Annotated in this window: 23 protein-coding genes, 1 tRNA gene and 1 pseudogene; 20 read left to right on the forward strand and 5 right to left on the reverse strand. The window is 33.1% G+C overall.

The features are described from left to right. Positions 1-51: 51 nt before the first annotated feature. From DI487_RS02655 to DI487_RS02675, 5 genes and pseudogenes are all read left to right on the forward strand, one after another. Positions 52-597, forward strand: a complete 546-nt coding sequence (locus DI487_RS02655) for an AAA family ATPase (protein ID WP_109568283.1) — start codon at positions 52-54, stop codon at positions 595-597. Between the two features lie 7 nt (positions 598-604). Continuing rightward, the gene (locus DI487_RS02660) at positions 605-2,509 is read left to right on the forward strand and encodes a RecQ family ATP-dependent DNA helicase (RefSeq protein WP_109568284.1); all 1,905 of its coding nucleotides are present in this window, start codon (positions 605-607) and stop codon (positions 2,507-2,509) included. Continuing rightward, positions 2,497-3,443 (forward strand): annotated as a pseudogene (fmt, locus tag DI487_RS02665) (methionyl-tRNA formyltransferase). The gene DI487_RS02660 and the pseudogene fmt overlap by 13 nt, the downstream one beginning before the upstream one ends. Positions 3,444-3,618: 175 nt before the next feature. Next, a complete protein-coding gene (locus DI487_RS02670; RefSeq protein WP_109568285.1) occupies positions 3,619-3,891 on the forward strand; it encodes an HU family DNA-binding protein in 273 nt (90 codons plus the stop codon). A gap of 120 nt (positions 3,892-4,011) precedes the next feature. Then, the gene (locus DI487_RS02675; RefSeq protein ID WP_109568286.1) at positions 4,012-4,572 is read left to right on the forward strand and encodes a YqgE/AlgH family protein; all 561 of its coding nucleotides are present in this window, start codon (positions 4,012-4,014) and stop codon (positions 4,570-4,572) included. Here the strand turns inward: DI487_RS02675 and DI487_RS02680 are convergent. Together DI487_RS02680 and DI487_RS02685 are read right to left on the reverse strand one after the other, a co-directional pair. Continuing rightward, positions 4,559-5,401, reverse strand: a complete 843-nt coding sequence (locus tag DI487_RS02680) for an aminotransferase class IV (RefSeq protein ID WP_109568287.1) — start codon at positions 5,399-5,401, stop codon at positions 4,559-4,561. The two genes, DI487_RS02675 and DI487_RS02680, sit on opposite strands and share 14 nt — an antisense overlap. Before the next feature lie 58 nt (positions 5,402-5,459). Beyond that, positions 5,460-5,852: an START-like domain-containing protein gene (locus DI487_RS02685; RefSeq protein ID WP_109568288.1), complete on the reverse strand. Its 393-nt coding sequence runs from the start codon at positions 5,850-5,852 to the stop codon at positions 5,460-5,462. A 152-nt stretch (positions 5,853-6,004) separates the two neighbouring features. On the opposite strand from DI487_RS02685, the gene DI487_RS02690 reads away from it, so the two are divergent. The 10 genes from DI487_RS02690 to DI487_RS02735 all read left to right on the forward strand — a co-directional run bounded on the left by DI487_RS02690 (position 6,005) and on the right by DI487_RS02735 (position 13,840). Then, positions 6,005-6,078: transfer RNA gene (locus DI487_RS02690), tRNA-Met, on the forward strand. A gap of 273 nt (positions 6,079-6,351) precedes the next feature. Continuing rightward, positions 6,352-6,786, forward strand: a complete 435-nt coding sequence (locus tag DI487_RS02695; RefSeq protein ID WP_109568289.1) for a MarR family winged helix-turn-helix transcriptional regulator — start codon at positions 6,352-6,354, stop codon at positions 6,784-6,786. Beyond that, positions 6,783-7,859, forward strand: coding sequence for a serine hydrolase domain-containing protein (locus DI487_RS02700; RefSeq protein WP_109568290.1), 1,077 nt, complete (start codon positions 6,783-6,785; stop codon positions 7,857-7,859). The genes DI487_RS02695 and DI487_RS02700 overlap by 4 nt, the downstream gene beginning before the upstream one ends. A gap of 43 nt (positions 7,860-7,902) precedes the next feature. After that, entirely contained in the window at positions 7,903-9,180 is a 1,278-nt protein-coding gene (locus DI487_RS02705) for an alpha/beta hydrolase-fold protein (protein WP_109568291.1), read from the forward strand. Positions 9,181-9,413: 233 nt separating this feature from the next. Beyond that, the gene (locus DI487_RS02710) at positions 9,414-10,094 is read left to right on the forward strand and encodes a DUF6624 domain-containing protein (protein ID WP_109568292.1); all 681 of its coding nucleotides are present in this window, start codon (positions 9,414-9,416) and stop codon (positions 10,092-10,094) included. 173 nt (positions 10,095-10,267) lie between these two features. Further along, positions 10,268-10,840: a Crp/Fnr family transcriptional regulator gene (locus tag DI487_RS02715; RefSeq protein ID WP_109568293.1), complete on the forward strand. Its 573-nt coding sequence runs from the start codon at positions 10,268-10,270 to the stop codon at positions 10,838-10,840. Positions 10,841-10,914: 74 nt separating this feature from the next. Then, positions 10,915-11,331 (forward strand): VOC family protein, encoded by a 417-nt coding sequence (locus DI487_RS02720; RefSeq protein ID WP_109568294.1) that lies wholly within the window; start codon positions 10,915-10,917, stop codon positions 11,329-11,331. A gap of 323 nt (positions 11,332-11,654) precedes the next feature. After that, entirely contained in the window at positions 11,655-11,999 is a 345-nt protein-coding gene (locus tag DI487_RS02725; RefSeq protein WP_109568295.1) for a hypothetical protein, read from the forward strand. A 171-nt stretch (positions 12,000-12,170) separates the two neighbouring features. Further along, positions 12,171-12,935, forward strand: coding sequence for a hypothetical protein (locus DI487_RS02730; protein ID WP_109568296.1), 765 nt, complete (start codon positions 12,171-12,173; stop codon positions 12,933-12,935). Between the two features lie 158 nt (positions 12,936-13,093). Continuing rightward, positions 13,094-13,840, forward strand: coding sequence for a CPBP family intramembrane glutamic endopeptidase (locus tag DI487_RS02735; RefSeq protein ID WP_109568297.1), 747 nt, complete (start codon positions 13,094-13,096; stop codon positions 13,838-13,840). A 157-nt stretch (positions 13,841-13,997) separates the two neighbouring features. Here DI487_RS02735 and DI487_RS02740 read toward each other — a convergent pair whose 3' ends face one another. Beyond that, the gene (locus DI487_RS02740) at positions 13,998-14,615 is read right to left on the reverse strand and encodes an FMN-dependent NADH-azoreductase (protein WP_109568298.1); all 618 of its coding nucleotides are present in this window, start codon (positions 14,613-14,615) and stop codon (positions 13,998-14,000) included. Positions 14,616-14,708: 93 nt separating this feature from the next. Here DI487_RS02740 and DI487_RS02745 point away from each other — a divergent pair, with 93 nt between their 5' ends. From DI487_RS02745 to DI487_RS02765, 5 genes are all read left to right on the forward strand, one after another. Beyond that, positions 14,709-15,599, forward strand: coding sequence for a LysR family transcriptional regulator (locus DI487_RS02745; protein WP_109568299.1), 891 nt, complete (start codon positions 14,709-14,711; stop codon positions 15,597-15,599). Further along, positions 15,596-15,955 (forward strand): MmcQ/YjbR family DNA-binding protein, encoded by a 360-nt coding sequence (locus DI487_RS02750; protein ID WP_109568300.1) that lies wholly within the window; start codon positions 15,596-15,598, stop codon positions 15,953-15,955. The genes DI487_RS02745 and DI487_RS02750 overlap by 4 nt, the downstream gene beginning before the upstream one ends. Before the next feature lie 118 nt (positions 15,956-16,073). After that, complete coding sequence (locus DI487_RS02755; protein ID WP_109568301.1) at positions 16,074-16,520, forward strand: DUF6326 family protein; 447 nt, start codon at positions 16,074-16,076, stop codon at positions 16,518-16,520. An 847-nt stretch (positions 16,521-17,367) separates the two neighbouring features. Beyond that, positions 17,368-17,730, forward strand: coding sequence for a helix-turn-helix domain-containing protein (locus DI487_RS02760; protein WP_109568302.1), 363 nt, complete (start codon positions 17,368-17,370; stop codon positions 17,728-17,730). 112 nt (positions 17,731-17,842) lie between these two features. After that, the gene (locus DI487_RS02765; protein WP_109568303.1) at positions 17,843-18,178 is read left to right on the forward strand and encodes a hypothetical protein; all 336 of its coding nucleotides are present in this window, start codon (positions 17,843-17,845) and stop codon (positions 18,176-18,178) included. Between the two features lie 63 nt (positions 18,179-18,241). Here DI487_RS02765 and DI487_RS02770 read toward each other — a convergent pair whose 3' ends face one another. Next, entirely contained in the window at positions 18,242-18,583 is a 342-nt protein-coding gene (locus tag DI487_RS02770) for a hypothetical protein (protein WP_109568304.1), read from the reverse strand. 53 nt (positions 18,584-18,636) lie between these two features. After that, entirely contained in the window at positions 18,637-20,061 is a 1,425-nt protein-coding gene (gene hisS / locus DI487_RS02775; protein WP_109568305.1) for a histidine--tRNA ligase, read from the reverse strand. Positions 20,062-20,129 lie beyond the last annotated feature (68 nt).

Here is a 20,129-nt window from a genome sequence, read left to right on the forward strand (position 1 = left end):
AAGTTGATTAGATTTTCAAAAAAACTTACTTTTGTATTTTAGAATTGAAGCATGAACAAAGAAATAATTGTTTTAGCAGGAGGACCAAGTTCCGGAAAAACAACTTTAATTAACGCCTTAACCGAAAAAGGATTTATTTGTTATCCGGAAGTTTCGCGTGAAGTCATCCGCGAAGCTCAAAAGCAAGGTATCGAACAGCTTTTTCTTGAAAAGCCCTTGCTTTTTAGCGAGCTGTTACTGGAAGGCCGTATCAAACAACATAGAAACGCACAGGAAGAAGAAGAAAATATTGTTTTTCTGGATCGTGGCATCCCTGATGTTTTAGCCTACATGCACTACATCGGTGACTCCTATCCGAGTTTTTTTACTGATGCATGTAAAAATCATATATATACCAAAGTATTTATTTTACCGCCTTGGAAAGAAATTTACGAAAGTGATTCGGAACGTTACGAGACCTATGAGCAAGCTGTACTTATACACGAACACTTAGAAGAAACGTATAAAAACTTTGGATACCAACTAATCACTATTCCTAAAGGTGCCATTGACAAACGAGTAAACTTTGTATTAGACCACCTCAATCACAATTTTTAATTTTTTAATGAGTCAAGCGTTACAAATTCTCCGAAAAGTATGGAAACACAATTCCTTCAGAGAACCTCAAGAAGCCATTATACAATCGGTTATTGACGGTAATGATACGTTTGCTCTTTTACCAACCGGAGGCGGAAAATCAGTTTGTTATCAAATTCCGGGCTTACTTTCTGACGGAATTACGCTGGTAATTTCACCTTTGATCGCCTTAATGAAGGATCAGGTCGAAAATTTACAGAAAAAAGACATAAAAGCTATCGCACTTTCGGGAGGACTTTCTCAAGACGAAATCATTACACTACTTGACAACTGCCAATTCGGCAACTACAAGTTTCTATACCTTTCACCTGAACGTTTACAGCATGAATGGATCGTTGAGCGATTAAAACAGCTCCCCGTTAATCTGATCGCTATTGACGAGGCTCACTGTATAAGTCAATGGGGACATGACTTCAGGCCGGCTTATCTTAAAATCAAGAATTTAAAACAACATTTTCCCAAAGTACCGTTTTTAGCACTAACGGCTTCAGCCACAGAAAGAGTCCAACAAGACATTGTGGAAAATCTGGAATTAGAGCATCCTAAATTTTTTAAAAAATCTTTTTACAGAGAAAATTTAGCATACCATACTATCAAAACAGATGATAAACTAAGTAAAATAAAGCAAATTTTAACGAAAAATCCTCAGTCCTCTATCATTTACGTTCGCAACCGAAAAAGCTGTCATGAATTAGCCCGTCAAATCCAATATCTAGGTTTTACCGCTACTTTTTTTCACGGCGGCCTACCCGCTAAAGAAAAAGAAAAGAATATGGAATTGTGGATGCAGAACAAAACGCAGGTCATTGTGGCAACAAATGCTTTCGGTATGGGAATAGACAAACCCGATGTAAAGACAGTGATCCACTACCAATTGCCTGAAAATTTAGAAAATTATTATCAGGAAGCCGGAAGAGCCGGAAGGGATGGCTCAAAATCATTCAGCGTTTTACTGGTAGGCAGTAGTGATACAGAAACGGCTAAAAAACTTTTTGAAGCAGCCCAAATAGACAAATCATTCTTAAAAGACGTTTACAAAAAACTGAACAGTTTTTTCCAGATCGCTTACGGAGAGGGCTTCGGGCAAGAATTCAGTTTCAACCTCAACCAATTTTGTACTCATTATACTTTTCCGGTTCTGAAAACATTCAATGCTTTACAATTTTTAGATCGGCAAGGTATCATTACTTTTTTGAATAAAAGCAGTGAAAAAGTAAAGATGTTTTTTTTATTACCCAGTAAAGAGATCATCCGTTATATCAGTCTTCATCGCGATCAGGAAGAGATCATCACCACTATTTTAAGAACATACAGCGGCATCTTTGAAGTAGAGACCGGTATCAACACTACTTTGATAGCAAAAAAAGCGAAAACCTCTGAAACGATTGTTTTAAAGGTGATACACGAACTGGAAAAAGCAGGCTGTGTTTCGCTTCAAGTTCATAATAGTGACGCTATAATAACTTTCAATGAAACAAGAGAAGACGATTTGACCATTAATCCGGTTCTAAAATTTTTAGAACAATACAACGAGGTTAAAAAACAGCAATTTGACAGTGTTTTATACTATGTTTCAGATCAGAAAATCTGCAACAGCAAAAAATTGCTAAATTATTTTGACGAAAAAGAAGTAAACGATTGCGGTATCTGTTCGGTTTGCCTCCAAAAAAAGCAGTCTGAAACTAACATTCCGGTTCTCATTACAGAAATCCATTCTGCATTACTAAAGAAAGCGGCTACTTCAGAAGAATTGGAACAACAACTAAACATAGACAGTTCTTCCTTAATACAGGCTTTGCAATTACTTTTAGACCAAAATTATATCACATTAAATTCTCAAAACCAATATACAATTTTCAAATGGAAAAATTAAGAATTGTCTTTATGGGAACCCCTGACTTTGCTGTCGGGATCCTTGACACTATCTATAATAACAATTACGAAATCGTCGGAGTCATAACCGCCGCTGACAAACCAGCTGGCAGAGGACAAAAATTAAGCGAAAGTGCCGTTAAAAAATATGCTGTTGAAAAAGGCTTACGTCTGTTACAACCTACTAATTTAAAATCTGAGGATTTTTTAGCCGAACTTAAAAGTCTTAAGGCTAATCTACAAGTGGTTGTAGCGTTCAGAATGCTACCGGAAGTTGTTTGGCGCATGCCAAAATTGGGTACATTCAACCTTCATGCTTCGCTATTGCCACAATACAGAGGAGCCGCCCTATTAACTGGGCTATCATAAATGGGGAAACCAAAACCGGTGTAACAACTTTCTTTATTGACGACAAGATTGATACCGGCGCCATGATCCTTCATAAAGAAACCTTTATCGAAAAAGATGAAACGGCAGGAATATTACACGATAGATTAATGGATCTCGGCAGTGAAGCTGTTTTAGAAACACTTAAGCTCATTGAAAACGGTGAGGTACAAACTACCGTTCAGTTAGAAAGCGGAGAGATCAAGACAGCTTACAAGCTAAATAAAGACAACTGTAAGGTAGATTGGAGTAAAAGCGGACAGGAAATATACAATCTGATCAGAGGCTTATGCCCTTATCCGGCAGCTTGGACTTATTTTAACGATGAAAACAACCAATGGAACATAAAATTATACGATACAACATTCGTTGCAGAATCTCATTCGTTCCCAGTAGGCAAAATTTTAACCACTAAAAAAGAAATGAAAATTGCGGTAAAAGATGGTTTTCTTGAAATTTTTTCATTGCAGTTTCCCGGAAAGAAAAAAATGCAGATCCGGGAACTTTTAAACGGCATTCATTTTTCAGATGAAGCTAACGTTTCTTAAGCCTTATTATCACTGGAATTAGAAGAAATTAGAATTTTACAAATAATGTTATTAACAATTTCCTTGTTTTATCAACATTTTCATATAAAAAACGCATAAACCCTTGTGTAATTCCGTTATACAACTAAATTTGTAACACTTAAATTAAGTTTAACCAATCATAAATAGTATTATTATGAACAAATCAGAATTAATCGATGCAATGGCTGCTTCTGCCGGTATCACTAAAGCAGCTGCTAAATTAGCTTTAGAATCATTTTTAAGCAATGTTGAAGGTACTCTAAAAAAAGGTGGTAGAGTTTCTTTAGTAGGTTTCGGATCTTGGTCGGTTTCTAAAAGAGCTGCCAGAGAAGGTAGAAATCCTCAAACTGGTAAAACAATTAAAATCGCTGCTAAAAACGTTGTGAAATTCAAAGCTGGTGCTGAGCTTGACAACGCAGTAAACTAATAAAATTTTTACTCAAAAAATATTAAATCCTGCAATTCGCAGGATTTTTTTTACCCGTTCTCCTTTTTTTCTTGATTTTTTAATAAAATTTTAATAGCTTTAAGAAAAAAAATCAAAGCTATGATATCAGTTTTACCCAAAAAAGGTCATTTGCTGATAGCAGAACCTTCAACATTAGGAGACATTTCTTTTAATCGCTCCATCATCTTATTAGCTGAACACAACGAGGAAGGTTCAGTAGGGTTTATCATTAATAAACCTTTGGACTATACTATCCATGATTTGGTACCTGAAATCAAGGCTAATTTTTCCGTTTACAATGGCGGTCCCGTTGAACAGGATAATTTGTATTTCATTCACAACATTCCTGATATCATTCCAAACAGTGTGGAAATAGCTAATGGCATTTATTGGGGTGGCGACTTTAACGTTACACTTGACCTTATTAACGAAGGGAAAATAACCAAAAAGAATATTCGTTTCTTTTTAGGGTATAGTGGCTGGGAGGCTCATCAATTGGAAAATGAACTGAAAGAGAACGCCTGGATTGTTACAGAGAATAATTTAAAGGCAAAACTTTTAGCCAAACCTGTACAACAGTTCTGGAAAGAGAAAATGAAAGAGCAGGGTGGCGAATATATTTTGTTTTCCAACGCTCCTTCTGACCCTATGCTAAATTAAGTACTGTATTTAATTGCGCTACTATTTCTTTTGCCAAGTGCAGTTGAAATGACTTCTTTTTGTATTTTGTAACAGGCTGTATTCCTTTAATAACATTGGTCAAAAAGATCTCGTCTGCTTTTTGCAGATCGAATGGTGAAATCGATTTTTCTTCAACAGAGATATTTGGCATTGCCGAAGCTATTTCTAAGATCTTTTTACGCATAATTCCGTTCAGACAACCATCTGAAACCGGCGGTGTTACTAAAGTATTCCCCATTAACATAAAAATATTCGATTGTAAAGCTTCAATAACATTTTTCTCACTATTCAACAGGAAGCAATTATCATAGCCATTCTCTTGAGCAAAAACACTTCCTGTTATATGAAGCATTTTATTATTGGTCTTTAACGTTGAGAACAATTGCTTGGTCACATAAGCATCCTTATAGATTTCCATTTCATAGGCAGCCTGTTCATTGATTTGGTATGCCACCTGATCGTTTTCGCTGGCAGTAACAATGAACTGTACTTCATTTGAAACTGGCAAATACAATCCGTCACCTACTCTAAAAACAGTGAAACGCGCTCTGTAAGCTTTACTTTGCGGCAAGGACTCTGTTAATTTTATAATTTCATCTTCAAAAAACTCTAGCGTAAAACGCATAGGAATTTCCATTCTGCAAATTCGCATGGATGCCATTAATCTAAAGTAGTGATCTTCCGCAAACAACACTTTTCCTTCTACTACTTTTACTGTTTCAAATATGCTGTCTCCAAATAAGAACCCTCTGTTATTCTCTATTGTGATACCGCTTGTTTCCTGAATATTTCCATTAAAATTAACCATAAAAAATCCCGACTTAAAAATCGGGACAAATATAATCTTTATAATTGTAAATGGAAACCTAGTTGGAACCCAAAACGTGTTTTAAATCTGATATTTGATTTTCCCACAACAATCGGGCTTCATCTAACTCCTCTTCCTCTGCAAAATCTATAATCAGTATCGAAACATCTTTGGTTATCTCATCTTCTAAAATTTTCATTTCAAAGAAGTATTCGGTTTCTACTCCGTCTTCATCGAGCCAACGAAAACGAACGCGTTCTCCGGAACGTTTCGAAATAAGTTTAGCTTTCTCTTCGGAGTCATCCCAAATAAAGGTGAACAATTCTCCTCTTGAGTTAACATTATCGGCAAACCACTCAGATAAACCGGAAGGTGTTGAAATATATTGATATAGTAATGATGGGGATACGTGTATGGGGAATTCTAATTCATATTTTACTTTTACTTCCATCTTTTATTTATTTTTAGATTGGAAATATATAGAGAAATATTTGAAAAAGCAAAAAGAAAAAAAGCTCTAATTTTTTATCATAATAAATTTGGACTGTTTAGAATTTGTTTTATATTTGCACCCGCATTGAGAGATGCAAGACCAACAAAAATGGCGAGGTAGCTCAGTTGGTTAGAGCGCAGGATTCATAACCCTGAGGTCACGGGTTCAACTCCCGTCTTCGCTACTAAAAGCAAACCCTAACTAATCAAACAGTTAGGGTTTTTTTATTGCTTTTAATTTTACTAATTTCTTTATACCTCAAAGTTAAGGAGTGAGGGATCGAAGTGAGGAAATTTCATTTAAGTACCGAAAATTTTTATCTCTAATGCTCCTTTTTCTACCACAAATCTCATAGAAAGGAAAAATCAGTATAACAAATAACCCGTTTTGTAACAAAAAATATTATATAAATGTATTTTATTTGATATATCAATTATATTTGTATCAAACATTTGATATGAAAATTCCATCTAAGACAGTATTTTATACTATTGAAAAGACTATAAAAAGTTATAGAAGGTTCTCAAAACAAAATTTTTCTAAAGTAATTAACGACATCACCATTGACCAAAAACTAATCTTACAATATCTTAATGATTTTCCTGAATTAACCCAAAAAGAGATAGCGGAATTGGTTTTTAAAGACAATGCATCACTAACCCGCATGATTGATTTAATGGTTCATAAAAAATTCATAAAAAGATCAATGAATACTAAAGACCGTAGAAGGTATAAAATAGAGATCACCGCTAAAGGAAAAGAAGTTTTAAGCAAATTGGAACCTGTTATTATAGACAATAGAAAAAAAGCATTTGCAGGAATTACAGAGGAAGAATTAATTCAGCTTGACATAACACTAAATAAAATCTTATCAAACTTAAATAAAACATGAAACACTATAAAATACTATTAATCCTATTATTATTCACTTCACTTTTATATTGCTATACCTGTGAAGCACAGACATATCCTGACCAAACTTGGTCAAGAGACGAAGATCCGTCGTTAAACGGGTGGGATAATACAGAACGCTCTATTTTTACTCGTTATATCATTGACAGCACAAATATTACGGGATTGGTCATTGTTCACAAAGGTCAAATTGTTTTAGAATATGGTGATATACAAGAAAACAGCTATATAGCCTCCTGTAGAAAAAGTATTCTTGCTATATTGTTTGGAAAATATATTGAAAGTGGCATTATAAACCTTGACAAAACGTTAGGAGAATTAAACATCAACGATGTGTCCGAACTTCTTCCGATAGAAAATACAGCCAAAATAAGGGATTTAATTGCTGCTCGATCCGGAATATACTTAAACGGATCAAACGGCGGAGATTTTCGCAGGTATGCACCGGAAAGAGGTTCTGTAAAACCTGGTACGCATTGGCTATACAGTAATTGGGACTTTAATGTTGCTGGATATATTTTTGAACAAGAAACCAATCGTAGCATTTATGACGAAATAGAATCTCAACTTGCCATACCTCTGCAAATGCAGGATTGGGACAAATCGCTTCAACGAAAAAGCGGCAACTACAAGGTATCTAAGTTCCCTGCTTACCATATGTGGTTTTCAACCAGAGATATGGCGCGTATTGGTTTACTCATGCTGAGAAAGGGCAAATGGAACGAGGAACAAATCATCCCGGAATATTGGGTAAATGAAATAATTAAAGAGCGTACTTCTTACATTGAAGCTCAAAAAAGTGTGCCTTTACTAAAAGAAGACGGACTAGATTTAGGCTATGGTTATATGTGGTGGTTAATTGAAAACACAGATGATTACAGACTTAATCATGCCTATTCTGCTCAAGGAGCATTAGGACAGAATATTACAGTTTACCCGGAAATAGATGTTGTTTTAGCTTTTAAAACTAAAAGTGATTACAGAAGAAGAAATTCCATTCAAACTCAAATGAAAATCATAAAAAAAGCAGTTGAAATTTATAATCCCGACTAAGCTGTAATAAATAAAGAAAATGAACAAAACAAAAATTTAAAAAATGAATACGCACATACGATATACCCTGATCTTAATATGTTTTATTTTAGGCAAATTAAATGTTAATGCACAGATCCATGAAAATCAACAATTCTTGAAGAAAATCGGAATTATTGATAGCCTGTATTCCCACACTCTTAAAGAGTTTAGAGAGATCTATATAGAACTACCTGAAAATTATGACCCGAAAAATAATAAGAAATATCCCGTAGCATATATTTTAGACGGAGAAAAACTACTCCCTACTGTTAGTGTTGTACAAAGTTTTTATAGTGGAGGCTATACGCCCGAAATGGTCCTTATTGGAATTTCAAACAGTAAGAATAGAACCCGAGATTTAACCCCTACTAAGATTGACACAAAATATGGAATGCCTTTTACTGAAAAAAACGGAGAGGCCGATAAGTTCTATAAATTTATCGAAGATGAGTTGGTTCCTTTTGTTGAAAAGAAATATTCTGTCACTAATTACAGAACATTAATAGGCCATTCATATGGCGGTCTTTTTACCATTTACACACTTATTAATCATCCTCAACTATTTGCAAATTATTTAGCTATTGATCCAAGTTTAGATTGGGACAATCAAAAATTATTGAATCATGCCAAAGACATTTTTCCAAACAATAGTTTAAAAGGAAAGTCGCTATATATGACTTTAAACGGACAATTACACATGATGAACTCAAAAGTGACCATAGATAATGTAATGCAGGACACAACAGACTTTACCTTGTTTAGTCGTTCCAATATAGAATTTTCGAATTTAGTTAATCAAAATAATAAAAACGAATTAGCTTATGAATGGAAATTTTACCCCGGAGATATACATGGTACAATCTCTTTCCCTTCTATCATGGATGGTTTAATATCACTTTTTAAATGGTATCAAATGGAAGACACTGATAAAATAAACTCATTTGATACCCCAAAAGAAGAATTATTCAAAATTATAAAAAACAGAGAAAATAGGCTCAAATACCATTTCGGATATTCAGAACCACCATACCCGGAAGAGCTTTTAAATATGTCAGGCTATATGAACATGGATATGGGACAACCCGAAAAAGCAAAAATGTACTTTGAACTTGCCATTAAATATTATCCTGAAAGTGCTAACACCTATGATTCTATGTCTGAATTTTACGAAAGAATGAATGACTTTGACAATGCTTTAACATTTACGATTAAAGCTTATGAGAAAAAACCTAATGACTACTATAAACAAAGAATACTGACATTAAAGAAAAAACAACAAGAACAGACAACAACTAAATAAATGTTTGAACCGGTAATAAGAGCACCCTTATTCTCATATAGCATAAAAGACCATGAACAAACATCTTCCTTTCAGGAGTTTTGAAGAGAGCTTAAAATAAAGAACTTTATAAAATTGACCAGACGCTCATCCGGAATACTCAAATGACCCTCGAAAAAAACCATATTAAAAGAAATAGACATGGCTAGCAATCATCACGAAAATTGGATTACAAAACTAATTTAAAATTAAAGATGAGATTGATATTTATACTCTTTTTAGTAACAACTATTTCTTGTACTGACAAGAACAAATCGCAAAAAGACACAACAAGCGACCATAAATCGGAAAACTTAGCTGCTGTTTTAGATACTATATGGAGAACAGAACAAGATCCTATTCGATTGAGAGATTCAATTGGGAGAATTTATGGATTTGATTCAAAGGAATTTGTAAAACAAAATACTATATATCATAAAAACCATGACCTCAACGAAAGAAAGGTTCGAGAAATCCTGGATACCCAAGGATGGCCAGATCGATCTCTTATAGGAAAACAAGGAAATTTAACCCTCTGTAATGTACTTCAACATAGCAGTCCGGAAATCAGAATAAAATATCTCCCCTTGATGCGTCAGGCTGTAAAAAATAACCAATTAAGCCCATGGCTGTTAGCAAGAACAGAAGATCGAATTGCTACTGACAAAGGCGAGTTTCAAATCTATGGCGGACAAATGAAATATTACCCTGAAATGAAAAGCTTTAATGTGTGGCCAATATTTGACCCTGTAAATGTAGATAAAAGAAGAGCTGAAATCGGATTAGAACCAATCTCGGAATTTCTGAAAAACAGATTTGATTTTGAGTGGAATTTAGAAGAACAAATACTTAGGTCTGAAAAATTTGAAAAAGAAAGACAGTCAAAAAAACAATAACGAAATACAAACGAAAGAGCCTGTTGATTGTAGGATTGAAAACTGAAGAAAACAAAACTTATAAAATTTGAGCTGGAATAGATACTTATCGATCTAAAGAGACTAAAGTTGAATGTGTTCCGACATTAAATAAACTTACTACAGCAGCTCTTTTATACAAAACCTAAAAAGCAATGAATAACCTTTTAAAATACATTCAAAACTTAATGCCTTTCTCAAATGAAAGTTGGGAATTACTACAATCCGCATTGATAAAAAAAGATTATAAGAACAAGGAATTTCTACTTCAAGAAGGACAGGTATGCCATTCGCTTTTTTATATTGATAAAGGTTATTGCAAAAGCTATTACGAAATTGAAGGTAACATTAAGAACACAGCTTTTTTCTTTGAAAATGAAATTGCTACTAATGTAAAAAGTTTTGGAAGCGGACAAAAGTCTGAATTTAATCTGATTGCATGTGAGCCTACTACTGTAATTATTTTTGATAAAGAAAAACTATTTCAGGCTACTGAACAATCGAAAGAAATAGAAGCTCTGGGACGTAATTGCATTCGTGTATTTGCTGAAAAACAAGAAGAATTTTCAAATTTATTTAAACTTTACACACCTCAGGAACGCTTTGAATATATCGAAAAGAATCATCCTGAAATTTCAAAAAGAGTTTCACTAACACAATTATCCTCATTTCTTGGCGTTTCCAGAGAAACTTTAAGCAGAATACGAAAACGCAGACTGCATATATGATTTTGTGACATTTGCCACAATAAATACTAAAAGCAGGATCCGATATTTGCATACATAAATTAAAGATAAAGATTATGCAAAATTTAAAGAAAATCGACCCGGAAACTAATGTTCTAACTTGGTTTGAAATACCTGTAAATAATACAGAACGAGCCAAAAAGTTTTATGAAACCATTCTGGATATAGAAATGACCACCCGCATTTTTCCTGAGACAAATGAAGAACTAACTTTTTTCCCTTATAATCCGGAAATAATTCAAGCAACATCAGGAAGAGTCACAGGTGTCCTTACTAAATCAGACACAAATAAACCCTCAAATTGCGGTGCACTCATTTATATCAATGCAAGTCCTTATCTTCAATCTGCATTAGATAAGGTAGAAGCAGCAGGCGGTAAAATAGTAGAACCTAAAACATCAATGCCATTTGGTTTTATTGCTATCATCACTGATTCAGAGGGAAACAGAATAGGATTGCATGCCGAAAAATAAAAACAACTCACTGTATTTTGGTTCGGAAAGTAGCCAAAGCTCCGGACCAACATTCAAATGAAACAGAATGAGACACGGGACTCCACTTCCCAACTCACAAGTATGTAACTACATCCCAAGCATAGGCATGTTACCTGAAGTATTCTAAAAGAGTTAGAAAATTATTTGATAATCTGTAAAAGGTTTTTAACTTAGCTAAGTATCAAACTTTTATTTTTTCATACTTTTTTAAAAAGTAAGCATAGCTAACATAATTTATGTATAAAAAGATAAAAGTCCCGGATATAAACGAGTTTTTCGTAATTTATATGAACTAAATAAAAGTGAATTTGGAAAAATGTAAATGTCAAAATCTTCCAATTGATTATTCGAATTTTGACTCTGAAAATTTTGTTGGAATTGATAAAACTAATGGAAGGTTTGGTGAAGTAACAATCAGACACTGTAAAAATTGTAATTCATTTTGGATAAGGTATTTTGTAGAATACGAATCTTTTTCTGAATCGGGACGTTGGTTTACAGGAATTATAAAAGAAAATGATATAAAAGAAATAACACCTGAAAATAGCGTTGAATACATTAGATCTTTGGATTGGTACTTTTACGGTGGAAGTTATTTTAGAACAACTGGAAAAAAAGGACATGGAAGGGTTCGCGTGGATTTATAAATGAATCAAAATAATAACAACTGAATTTTAAAAAGTCCATTCGGAATATGAAAAAATATACGAATCTGACTTAACCGAACAAAAAACGAACCGCCAACAATGACTATAAGTAATTGCTTGTTCTCACCATTTCGTTAGCCGAAATCATTAGTCACAATTTGAAAACGAAATATGAGTGAATTTAACAATGTAATGTCTAATAAATCGGATTTAGAACTTTACGAAATTTTATATTACAAAAAAAATAGCTATGTGCCAGAAGCTTTAATTTCAGCCGAGAACGAATTCAAGTCCCGAAATATTAGCAAGGCAAAAATATCCGAATTTGAGCAACAATTACAATCAAGAGCAAATAAAAAATTAATTAGAGAAAATCAGAAAGAACTTTTAATACAAAAGACCCAAGATTTAGGAAAATTATTTATCCCGACTGAAAAAGATACACTAACTAAAAGCTTATTATCGCTTTGCATCTTTTTGAGCATATCATATTTATTTTATTTCATTAGTAATTTCTCATTGACAATAACACTCTTAAATGATTTAAATGACTGGGATTTGAGTATGACCGAACACTTTCTCCCACTAATACTGTTTCCAATCGGAATTTTTGGACTGTGGAAAATAAAAAAATATGGTTGGTTTATTATCGTATCTCTTTTAACGTATTACTCCTTTGCTACAATTTATGCGGGAATTAGCAGTTATAAATTATCTTATGGAAATGAAGGTGGAGTATATAGCCAATTAGATAATTTATTTCCGAAACCTAATCTTATAAATTTGATTTTAAGATTAGTAATTATTGGCGGACTTGTATTTTTTTTACATCGCAATAAAATTTTGCAGGTATATAAAATAAAAAAAACAAACGGAATTACATTGGTTTTGGTTATTGTAGTTCTGACAACCATGATTTGGTGGTCTTTAATATAAATAAACCGTGACCAACGCCGGCTATAATTCAGCATTGTCTATGCTCAGTTTTGAAAAATATGTAAATTAACCAAGCTGATTTCTATACGGAATAATTCTATCGAATCATTCTACACTGAAATCATTAACAACAATTAAGAAACACATCCGAAAAAATAATGACTAAAACTGAATTAAAACCTTTCTGGAATAAACTCTTCAAATTCGATTGGAAATTTGGACTTTTTTTAATTGCATTGGTATGTATTCCAAGATTTATTTTGGTTCTGCAAGCAAATCAAACCGGGAACTATGAGCCTATTGGCGCAGTCATGTTCGTTTCAGCGTTAGTCCCATTCATTTTTTTAAACAAATATGGACGAAGGAAAATTGGAATTATAGGAACTGAAAATATTGCGGGTTTAGTTTTGTCATTAATCCTTGGTGTCGCCTTTAGCTTTCTACTTTTCTTCTTAGGAAAAGAACTATATGGAGGCTCTTATCATAATTGGTATCAATACATCGGAAAATCTTACAACATTCCCGAAGATATAGCTGGAAATGACAAACTTATTTTGTTCTCGATAATGGCTACTACAGGAATGATCTTCAGTCCGATCGGAGAAGAACTATTTTTCAGAGGTATAGTTCACGGTAGTTTTGCGAAATCAATTGGAGAAAAAAAAGCTTCCATTGTAGATAGCTTGGCTTTTGCCTTAACGCATATCGCCCATTTCGGATTAGTGTTTGCTTATGGTATTTGGAATTTTTATCCTATTCCCACAATGATCTGGGTGTTAAGTATGTTCCTCGTTAGCATTATGTTCTTTAGAACAAAAAAAAGAACAGGTTCCTTGTTGGGAGCAATATTTTGTCACGCAGGATTTAACTTGGGAATGATTTATTGTATATTTTATCTACTCTAAAAAACGCTAACAAGTTATAACCGCAATTACAGTGGATTCAACTGTATTTATTTGGATCCACTCGAAATTGCAATTGTTAATACTCAACCAAAAATCATTAACTTATACTCTCATATAATTATACAAGACTGTTGGCTGTAACTATAAAACATCAAGTTTACGAATACCAAATATCACTCAATGATTTTATTTCTTGTTTAGAATCTTCGAGAATTGAGAATACTTTTTCAGGGTATTGTTGCAAACCGAATGCTGTAATATGTTCGGTGGGAATTCCAATAAAATCAAACTGCTGACTAATTAAAGGAGTGGCATAGTTCATACTTTTGACAGGCTCTACACTAAAATCACTTCCTGTTGTCATTAATACCAAAGCTTTTTTGTTTTCACATAAGCCTTTATAACCAGTTTCAGTCAATTTAAAAGTCTTTCCGGCTTGAGTAATCCCATCTATCCAAGCCTTTACGGTAGCAGGCAACGAAAAATTATACATCGGGTATGCTAAAACTACATAGTCAGCATCCAAAACTTGTTGCAACATAAAATCGTTCTTTTCTAAAATTCGAACTTCTTCATCTTCTAAAGCGATTCCTCCATAATTTCGTTTTAAGAATAGATTTAAATTTTCTTGCAATAATAAATCCGGTGTAGTTTCTGTTAAATCAAGAATTTTAATATTGGTATTATCTTGATTGTAATCTAAAAAATAATCAACTAGTTTCTTTGTGTTTGAGTCAATTCTCGGTGTGTAAGTTACTACTAATGTTTTCTTCATTTTAAATATGTTTTTAAATTCACCAGCAATATTAGTACAAATTAATGTATAATTTTTATTATATTTGTTTATGTAAACAATAACAAAATTTATATGGTAAATTTTGAATGGTATCGAACTTTCAAAACAATTTATGAATGCAACAGTATTTCTGAAGCGTCAAAAAAATTATTTCTAACACAACCTGGCGTCAGTAAGCACCTTTCGGCATTAGAAGCTCAAATCGGGAAAAAGCTTTTCATTAGAACAGCTCGAAAAATATTACCAACAGAGTATGGTAAATTTTTGTATACTCAAATTTCAGCATCGGTAGCAACATTACAAAAAGCGGAAACCCACTTTAGTAAAACCGGAAACAAACATTGTCCATCTATAGTAGTAGGTTGCCAATATGATTATTTCAAAACAAATTTGTTAGCCTATTTACCAGAGTTAGATATGTATTTGACCTTTCATTTTGGAACAGCTGATGAATTGGCGCAATGGTTGGAAAACGGTAAAACTCATTTAAGTATCGGAACAGAAAAATACAATACGTTTCCGCATACTTTTACACCTCTCAATAATGAAAAATTGATTTTGGTAGCATCAAACAATTTAAATATTCCAAAAGAATTTCTGTTAAAAAAAATAGACTATAAAAAAATTGAAAAATGGCTAACAGAGCAAAATTGGTTCGCTTTCGACAATGAGTTACCTTTTTTGAATCGATTTTGGGAATATCATTTTAAGAATCGACCACAGATCATGGCAAGAATTGTTTTCCCTTCATTTTCAGACATTATAAAAACAATGAAAAAAATAGATGGCTTATGTGTTATGCCATTGTATGCCTGTAAACAGGCATTGGATAATGAAGAAATTAAACTTGCTATTCCAAATATAGAATTATTAGAAGACAAACTCTTCTGTGCAAATAAATCTAACAGTGAAAACTTATACGAAATCAGATTATTAAAAGAAAAATTAGGGTTCCCATTATGAACATAGAGGAATTTAGAACATATTGCTTATCAAAAAAAGGAGTAACGGAATCTATTCCATTTTCTAACTTACCGAATGTATTGGTATTTAAAGTACACGAAAAAATGTTTACAGGAACGGATATCACCACATTTGCAAGTTTTAGTATAAAATGCAATCCCGAAACCATAGATGAACTTCGGGCATCATTCTCTGCTCTTCAGGAACCATCATATTTTAGTAAAAAACATTGGTGTAGAGTTGTAATGGATGGAACAGTTACAGACAAACAGCTATATGAATGGTTAGATATTTCTTATGATTTGGTAGTTGCAAAACTACCGAAAAAGATAAGAGACCAAATAAATTCCGAATAAAAATACGGTAGATCCCTTAAATCACATATTTAAGAAATAAACAACCTGTAAAGATAATTCAATTAGTAGTTAAACTTTTCTTTATTTAATGTTCTAAATTCAAATCAACAAAATAAAAATGACTCAAAAAACCGACAATTCTAAATCACTTATAGATTATAAAATCAATCTAAAAATAAAGGTGGCATCACTATGGACTGCATTAATGTTTCTTTATATATATGCTGATTACTTTAGACTAATGACACCAAATAAATTAGAAAAAATGATAAACCTTCAAACACCAATGGGCACCACTACTCCCAAATTATTAGTTATTTTTTCTGTGCTTCTTATTATTCCTGCTTTGATGATATTTCTTTCAATTTTTCTAAAACCACAATTAAATAAGTGGCTAAACATTATTATATCCTCTCTATATGCTATTATTTCTATCTTGATTATTATTTCCAGTTTTGGAAACGAATGGCAAATGTTCTTCGTATTATTCAATATAATTGAACTTATGCTTTTAATACTAATTATGACTCTTGCATGGAAGTGGCCAAGATATAACAACCTATAAAAAATAAATCAAATTATTTTGCTCCCAAATTCTGTATATGTTTGAGATCATTAAAAGAACTTTATTATTCTTATAGTACTGTAAATGACAAACACCTAATGACGCTCAATCCCGGCTCGGAAAGTTACCAAAGCTCCGAACCAACATTCAAATGAAACAGAATGAAACACGATACTCCACTGCCGAAAGATCGGAAATTATATAAACAATGTAGCAGACTTACTTCCCAACTCGCAAGAATGTAACTATATTCAAGTATAGGCATGTTTCATTATATATAAAGCTGACGTATTCTAAAAGAATACTTTTCTATGAACTAAATTCCTTGTAAATTTGTTTACTCAACAAGCGAAATAAAATTATAATAACCGAAATCTGCTTTAGTTAAAAACACCTGATCCTTTTTAGTTTGATCGTAAAATTAAAAGAGGGAATTTCAATAATAAAAAAAACAGTTCAAATGAACTGTTTCTTTCTAAAGCTAATTTAGCAAATGCCAATTATTGGTTAAGTTAATATAGTAATTTTACGCTTTATTTTTATTTTTTTAATCCTTTACCCCTACACTATGCAAATGTGCCCCCTTCACAAAACAACACTTCCATTTTTTACGGCTGTGTCACTATCCTTATCCATTAACACGACATTTCTTATCACCAAAGCACAACTATTTAATCTCTTTTCTGAAGAAATTATCAATTATTAATTATTTTTTTGTATTTTGATTGTACAAGTTTACAGATTTTTTCTTAAACAAACAAGAAATTTTACAAAAAAAGAAGATTTTTTCTTAGTGTAAATTTTTAATTATTAATAATTATTTGATAATCAATATATTGTATTTTTGATGACTAATCATATTCCAGAAAATATTTCTTATTTAGTCAACCGAATGAATTGTTCTCAAAATGAATTTGGTGCAATGTTTGGCTTAAACAACGGTGCGATCAACTCCTACGTTGTCAAAAAAGCATTACCTAAAATTGAAACTATTCAAAAGATTTGTACCTATTTTGAAATCAGTATTGACGATTTCATTAATAAACCCATGGGAGAAATGTTTCCTAAAAACGTGGTTCAGGAACCGAAAGACGATTACAAAAGAGAAAGTGAGATCATTGAATTACTGAAACAATCTTTACAGGATAAAGATAAGATCATAGCAAGTTTAGAAAGAGAACTTGCCGCCTACAGAAGTAATTCTAAATAACTACAGAATTTAAGTATACACCACTAAAAGAACAGAAATTCATTTTTTCATGTTCTTTTTTTGTATTAATCATTTTTTAAATTAGATTTGTTACAACTAAATACAAAAAATTATGAAAAAAATACTATTACTTTTTGTTTTGTTTCTTGGGTTTTCAATAAATGCCTCTGCTCAGGAAATCAACATAGAAAAAGGACTTAACCGAACTGAAATGCTTAAAGGTGTAGAAGAAGTTGCTACCTTTTTAAAAATTGATGCTAACCTTAAAAACGCATTTACACAATTGGTCGACATGCGATTAGAAGCCTTATCTAATGCAGCTACTACCGAAGAAAAAAAGAAAATAAACGAAAAATTCAACCGCAAAGTTTTATCAGGACTTACTGAAGCACAAAGAGTTCAGCTAAAAAATAATAAAGCAATGTATAAAAAAGTAATTGTTGAATAATCACAATATCATTTTTCTATCTTAATAAAAAAGGCTTTAGAGATTTTCTAAAGCCTTTTTTTATTACATTAATCTTCCCGCCAGATATTTCCCTATACGGTACGCAAAATATATTCCGAAGACGACTAGTACCACATTTATAAAAACATACAGCACATACAACAAAGCATCCTGTTCTGAGTTGATACAGAAATCTGATACAATACAGACATCCACTGCTGTTTTCTGAAATTGTGCCATTACAAAACTAATGGCAAGCAATCCCGTTAACACCACCAGTACATACTTCAAAGTATTGCTTTTGGGCTTTTTCCCGGTCGGTTTAAAAACATTGCGCTCTTCCTCTGAACGAACGTTATTTTGTAGTGACCAAATCACTTTCTTAGCTTCACTATCGACATCCATACCTATACATTTAGAATTTTACCTGCTTTGAAACAACAAAGTAAGCCCTTTTTTTACTGCAATACGGTAACTAAAGTATCAAAATCTACGGTTTGTTGTTCTCCGGTAACCAGATTTTTAACAGCATACACTCCGTTTTGTATCTCCTCTGTTCCGGCAATCACTGCAAAAGGAATTCCACGCTTATCTGCATGTTGGAACTGTTTCCCTATTTTAGCATTATCCGGATACATTTCTACTTTAAGCCCTTTCTGACGCAATTGCATCACTGCTTTCATAGCATATTTAGCTTCTTCTAAACCAAAATTCAAAAACAAAGCTTTTGAAGTAGCCGTAACCGTTTCCGGAAACAATCCCAATTCTTCGATCACCAATGCAATACGGTCCAAGCCAAACGAAATTCCGACACCACTCATATTCTTTAAACCGAAGATCCCCGTTAAATCGTCATAACGACCACCACCACCAATTGAGCCCATAGCTACTCCTTCCGGAGCTGCTACTTCAAAAATAGCTCCGGTGTAATAATTTAACCCTCGGGCTAAGGTTACATCTAAATTCAAATAAGCCGTTTGCAGGCCTAGTTCCATTACATTTTCGCAAATGAATTTCAACTCCTCAATACCCTTCATTCCTTCTGCAGAAGTAGAAAGCAATTGCGCTAACTTTTCGATCTTCTCGGAAATAGTTCCGGTAAAATGGAACAACGGCTGTACTTTTTCAAGCGCCTCTTCCGAAATGCCTTTGGCGACCATTTCCTTCTTAACGCCATCTTCTCCTATTTTATCCAATTTATCCAAAGCAACCGTAAAATCGATCAACTTATCAGAAGCACCGATCACTTCAGCAATTCCTGATAATATCTTTCGGTTGTTGATCTTTATCGTAACCCCTTTTAAACCTAAGGCCGTGAAAACGGAATCATACAATTGCACCAATTCCACTTCCTGCCAAAGCGAATTAGAACCTACCACATCGGCATCGCACTGGTAAAACTCTCTGAAACGTCCTTTTTGAGGATTATCGGCACGCCAAACCGGTTGGATCTGATATCTTTTAAACGGGAACTCAATTTCATTTTGGTGTTGCACCACATAACGTGCAAACGGAACCGTCAGATCATAACGCAATGCTTTTTCAGAAATTTTATGGGTAAACTTATTTAACTCAATGCGTTGCTCCACAGTAATATTTTCAGCAGAATTCACCAACAATTCGTTTAATGATTCCGGCAACTCAATTCCTTTTTTACTGTAGAAAAAATTTCCTGAATTCAAGATCTTAAAGATCAATCGGTCGCCTTCTTCCCCGTATTTCCCCATCAGGGTTTCAGAGTTTTCAAAGGAAGGAGTTTCGATCGGTTGGAATCCGAATTTTTCAAAATTCGTTTTTATCGTACTGAAGATGTAATTGCGTTTCGCCACTTCAACGGGTGAAAAATCACGTGTCCCTTTTGGTATACTAGGTTTTTGAGCCATTTTCTTTAATTTGCCAATTTAAAAAGTTTGTCCGTTTATCGATCTGAAAAATAAATTTCGAAACTAAA

The sequence above is a fragment of the Flavobacterium sediminis genome (genome assembly GCF_003148385.1).
GTDB classification, from domain to species: Bacteria; Bacteroidota; Bacteroidia; order Flavobacteriales; family Flavobacteriaceae; genus Flavobacterium; species Flavobacterium sediminis.

Coding starts and splice junctions, on each gene's coding strand:
- DI487_RS02760 (WP_109568302.1), top strand. CDS start 17,368: ATGACTAATCATATTCCAGAAAATATTTCTTATTTAGTCAACCGAATG.
- DI487_RS02670 (WP_109568285.1), top strand. CDS start 3,619: ATGAACAAATCAGAATTAATCGATGCAATGGCTGCTTCTGCCGGTATC.
- DI487_RS02675 (WP_109568286.1), top strand. CDS start 4,012: ATGATATCAGTTTTACCCAAAAAAGGTCATTTGCTGATAGCAGAACCT.
- hisS (WP_109568305.1), bottom strand. CDS start 20,061: ATGGCTCAAAAACCTAGTATACCAAAAGGGACACGTGATTTTTCACCC.
- DI487_RS02745 (WP_109568299.1), top strand. CDS start 14,709: ATGGTAAATTTTGAATGGTATCGAACTTTCAAAACAATTTATGAATGC.
- DI487_RS02700 (WP_109568290.1), top strand. CDS start 6,783: ATGAAACACTATAAAATACTATTAATCCTATTATTATTCACTTCACTT.
- DI487_RS02680 (WP_109568287.1), bottom strand. CDS start 5,401: ATGGTTAATTTTAATGGAAATATTCAGGAAACAAGCGGTATCACAATA.
- DI487_RS02750 (WP_109568300.1), top strand. CDS start 15,596: ATGAACATAGAGGAATTTAGAACATATTGCTTATCAAAAAAAGGAGTA.
- DI487_RS02655 (WP_109568283.1), top strand. CDS start 52: ATGAACAAAGAAATAATTGTTTTAGCAGGAGGACCAAGTTCCGGAAAA.
- DI487_RS02735 (WP_109568297.1), top strand. CDS start 13,094: ATGACTAAAACTGAATTAAAACCTTTCTGGAATAAACTCTTCAAATTC.
- DI487_RS02770 (WP_109568304.1), bottom strand. CDS start 18,583: ATGGATGTCGATAGTGAAGCTAAGAAAGTGATTTGGTCACTACAAAAT.
- DI487_RS02765 (WP_109568303.1), top strand. CDS start 17,843: ATGAAAAAAATACTATTACTTTTTGTTTTGTTTCTTGGGTTTTCAATA.
- DI487_RS02755 (WP_109568301.1), top strand. CDS start 16,074: ATGACTCAAAAAACCGACAATTCTAAATCACTTATAGATTATAAAATC.
- DI487_RS02715 (WP_109568293.1), top strand. CDS start 10,268: ATGAATAACCTTTTAAAATACATTCAAAACTTAATGCCTTTCTCAAAT.
- DI487_RS02685 (WP_109568288.1), bottom strand. CDS start 5,852: ATGGAAGTAAAAGTAAAATATGAATTAGAATTCCCCATACACGTATCC.
- DI487_RS02740 (WP_109568298.1), bottom strand. CDS start 14,615: ATGAAGAAAACATTAGTAGTAACTTACACACCGAGAATTGACTCAAAC.
- DI487_RS02710 (WP_109568292.1), top strand. CDS start 9,414: ATGAGATTGATATTTATACTCTTTTTAGTAACAACTATTTCTTGTACT.
- DI487_RS02705 (WP_109568291.1), top strand. CDS start 7,903: ATGAATACGCACATACGATATACCCTGATCTTAATATGTTTTATTTTA.
- DI487_RS02730 (WP_109568296.1), top strand. CDS start 12,171: ATGAGTGAATTTAACAATGTAATGTCTAATAAATCGGATTTAGAACTT.
- DI487_RS02660 (WP_109568284.1), top strand. CDS start 605: ATGAGTCAAGCGTTACAAATTCTCCGAAAAGTATGGAAACACAATTCC.
- DI487_RS02695 (WP_109568289.1), top strand. CDS start 6,352: ATGAAAATTCCATCTAAGACAGTATTTTATACTATTGAAAAGACTATA.
- DI487_RS02720 (WP_109568294.1), top strand. CDS start 10,915: ATGCAAAATTTAAAGAAAATCGACCCGGAAACTAATGTTCTAACTTGG.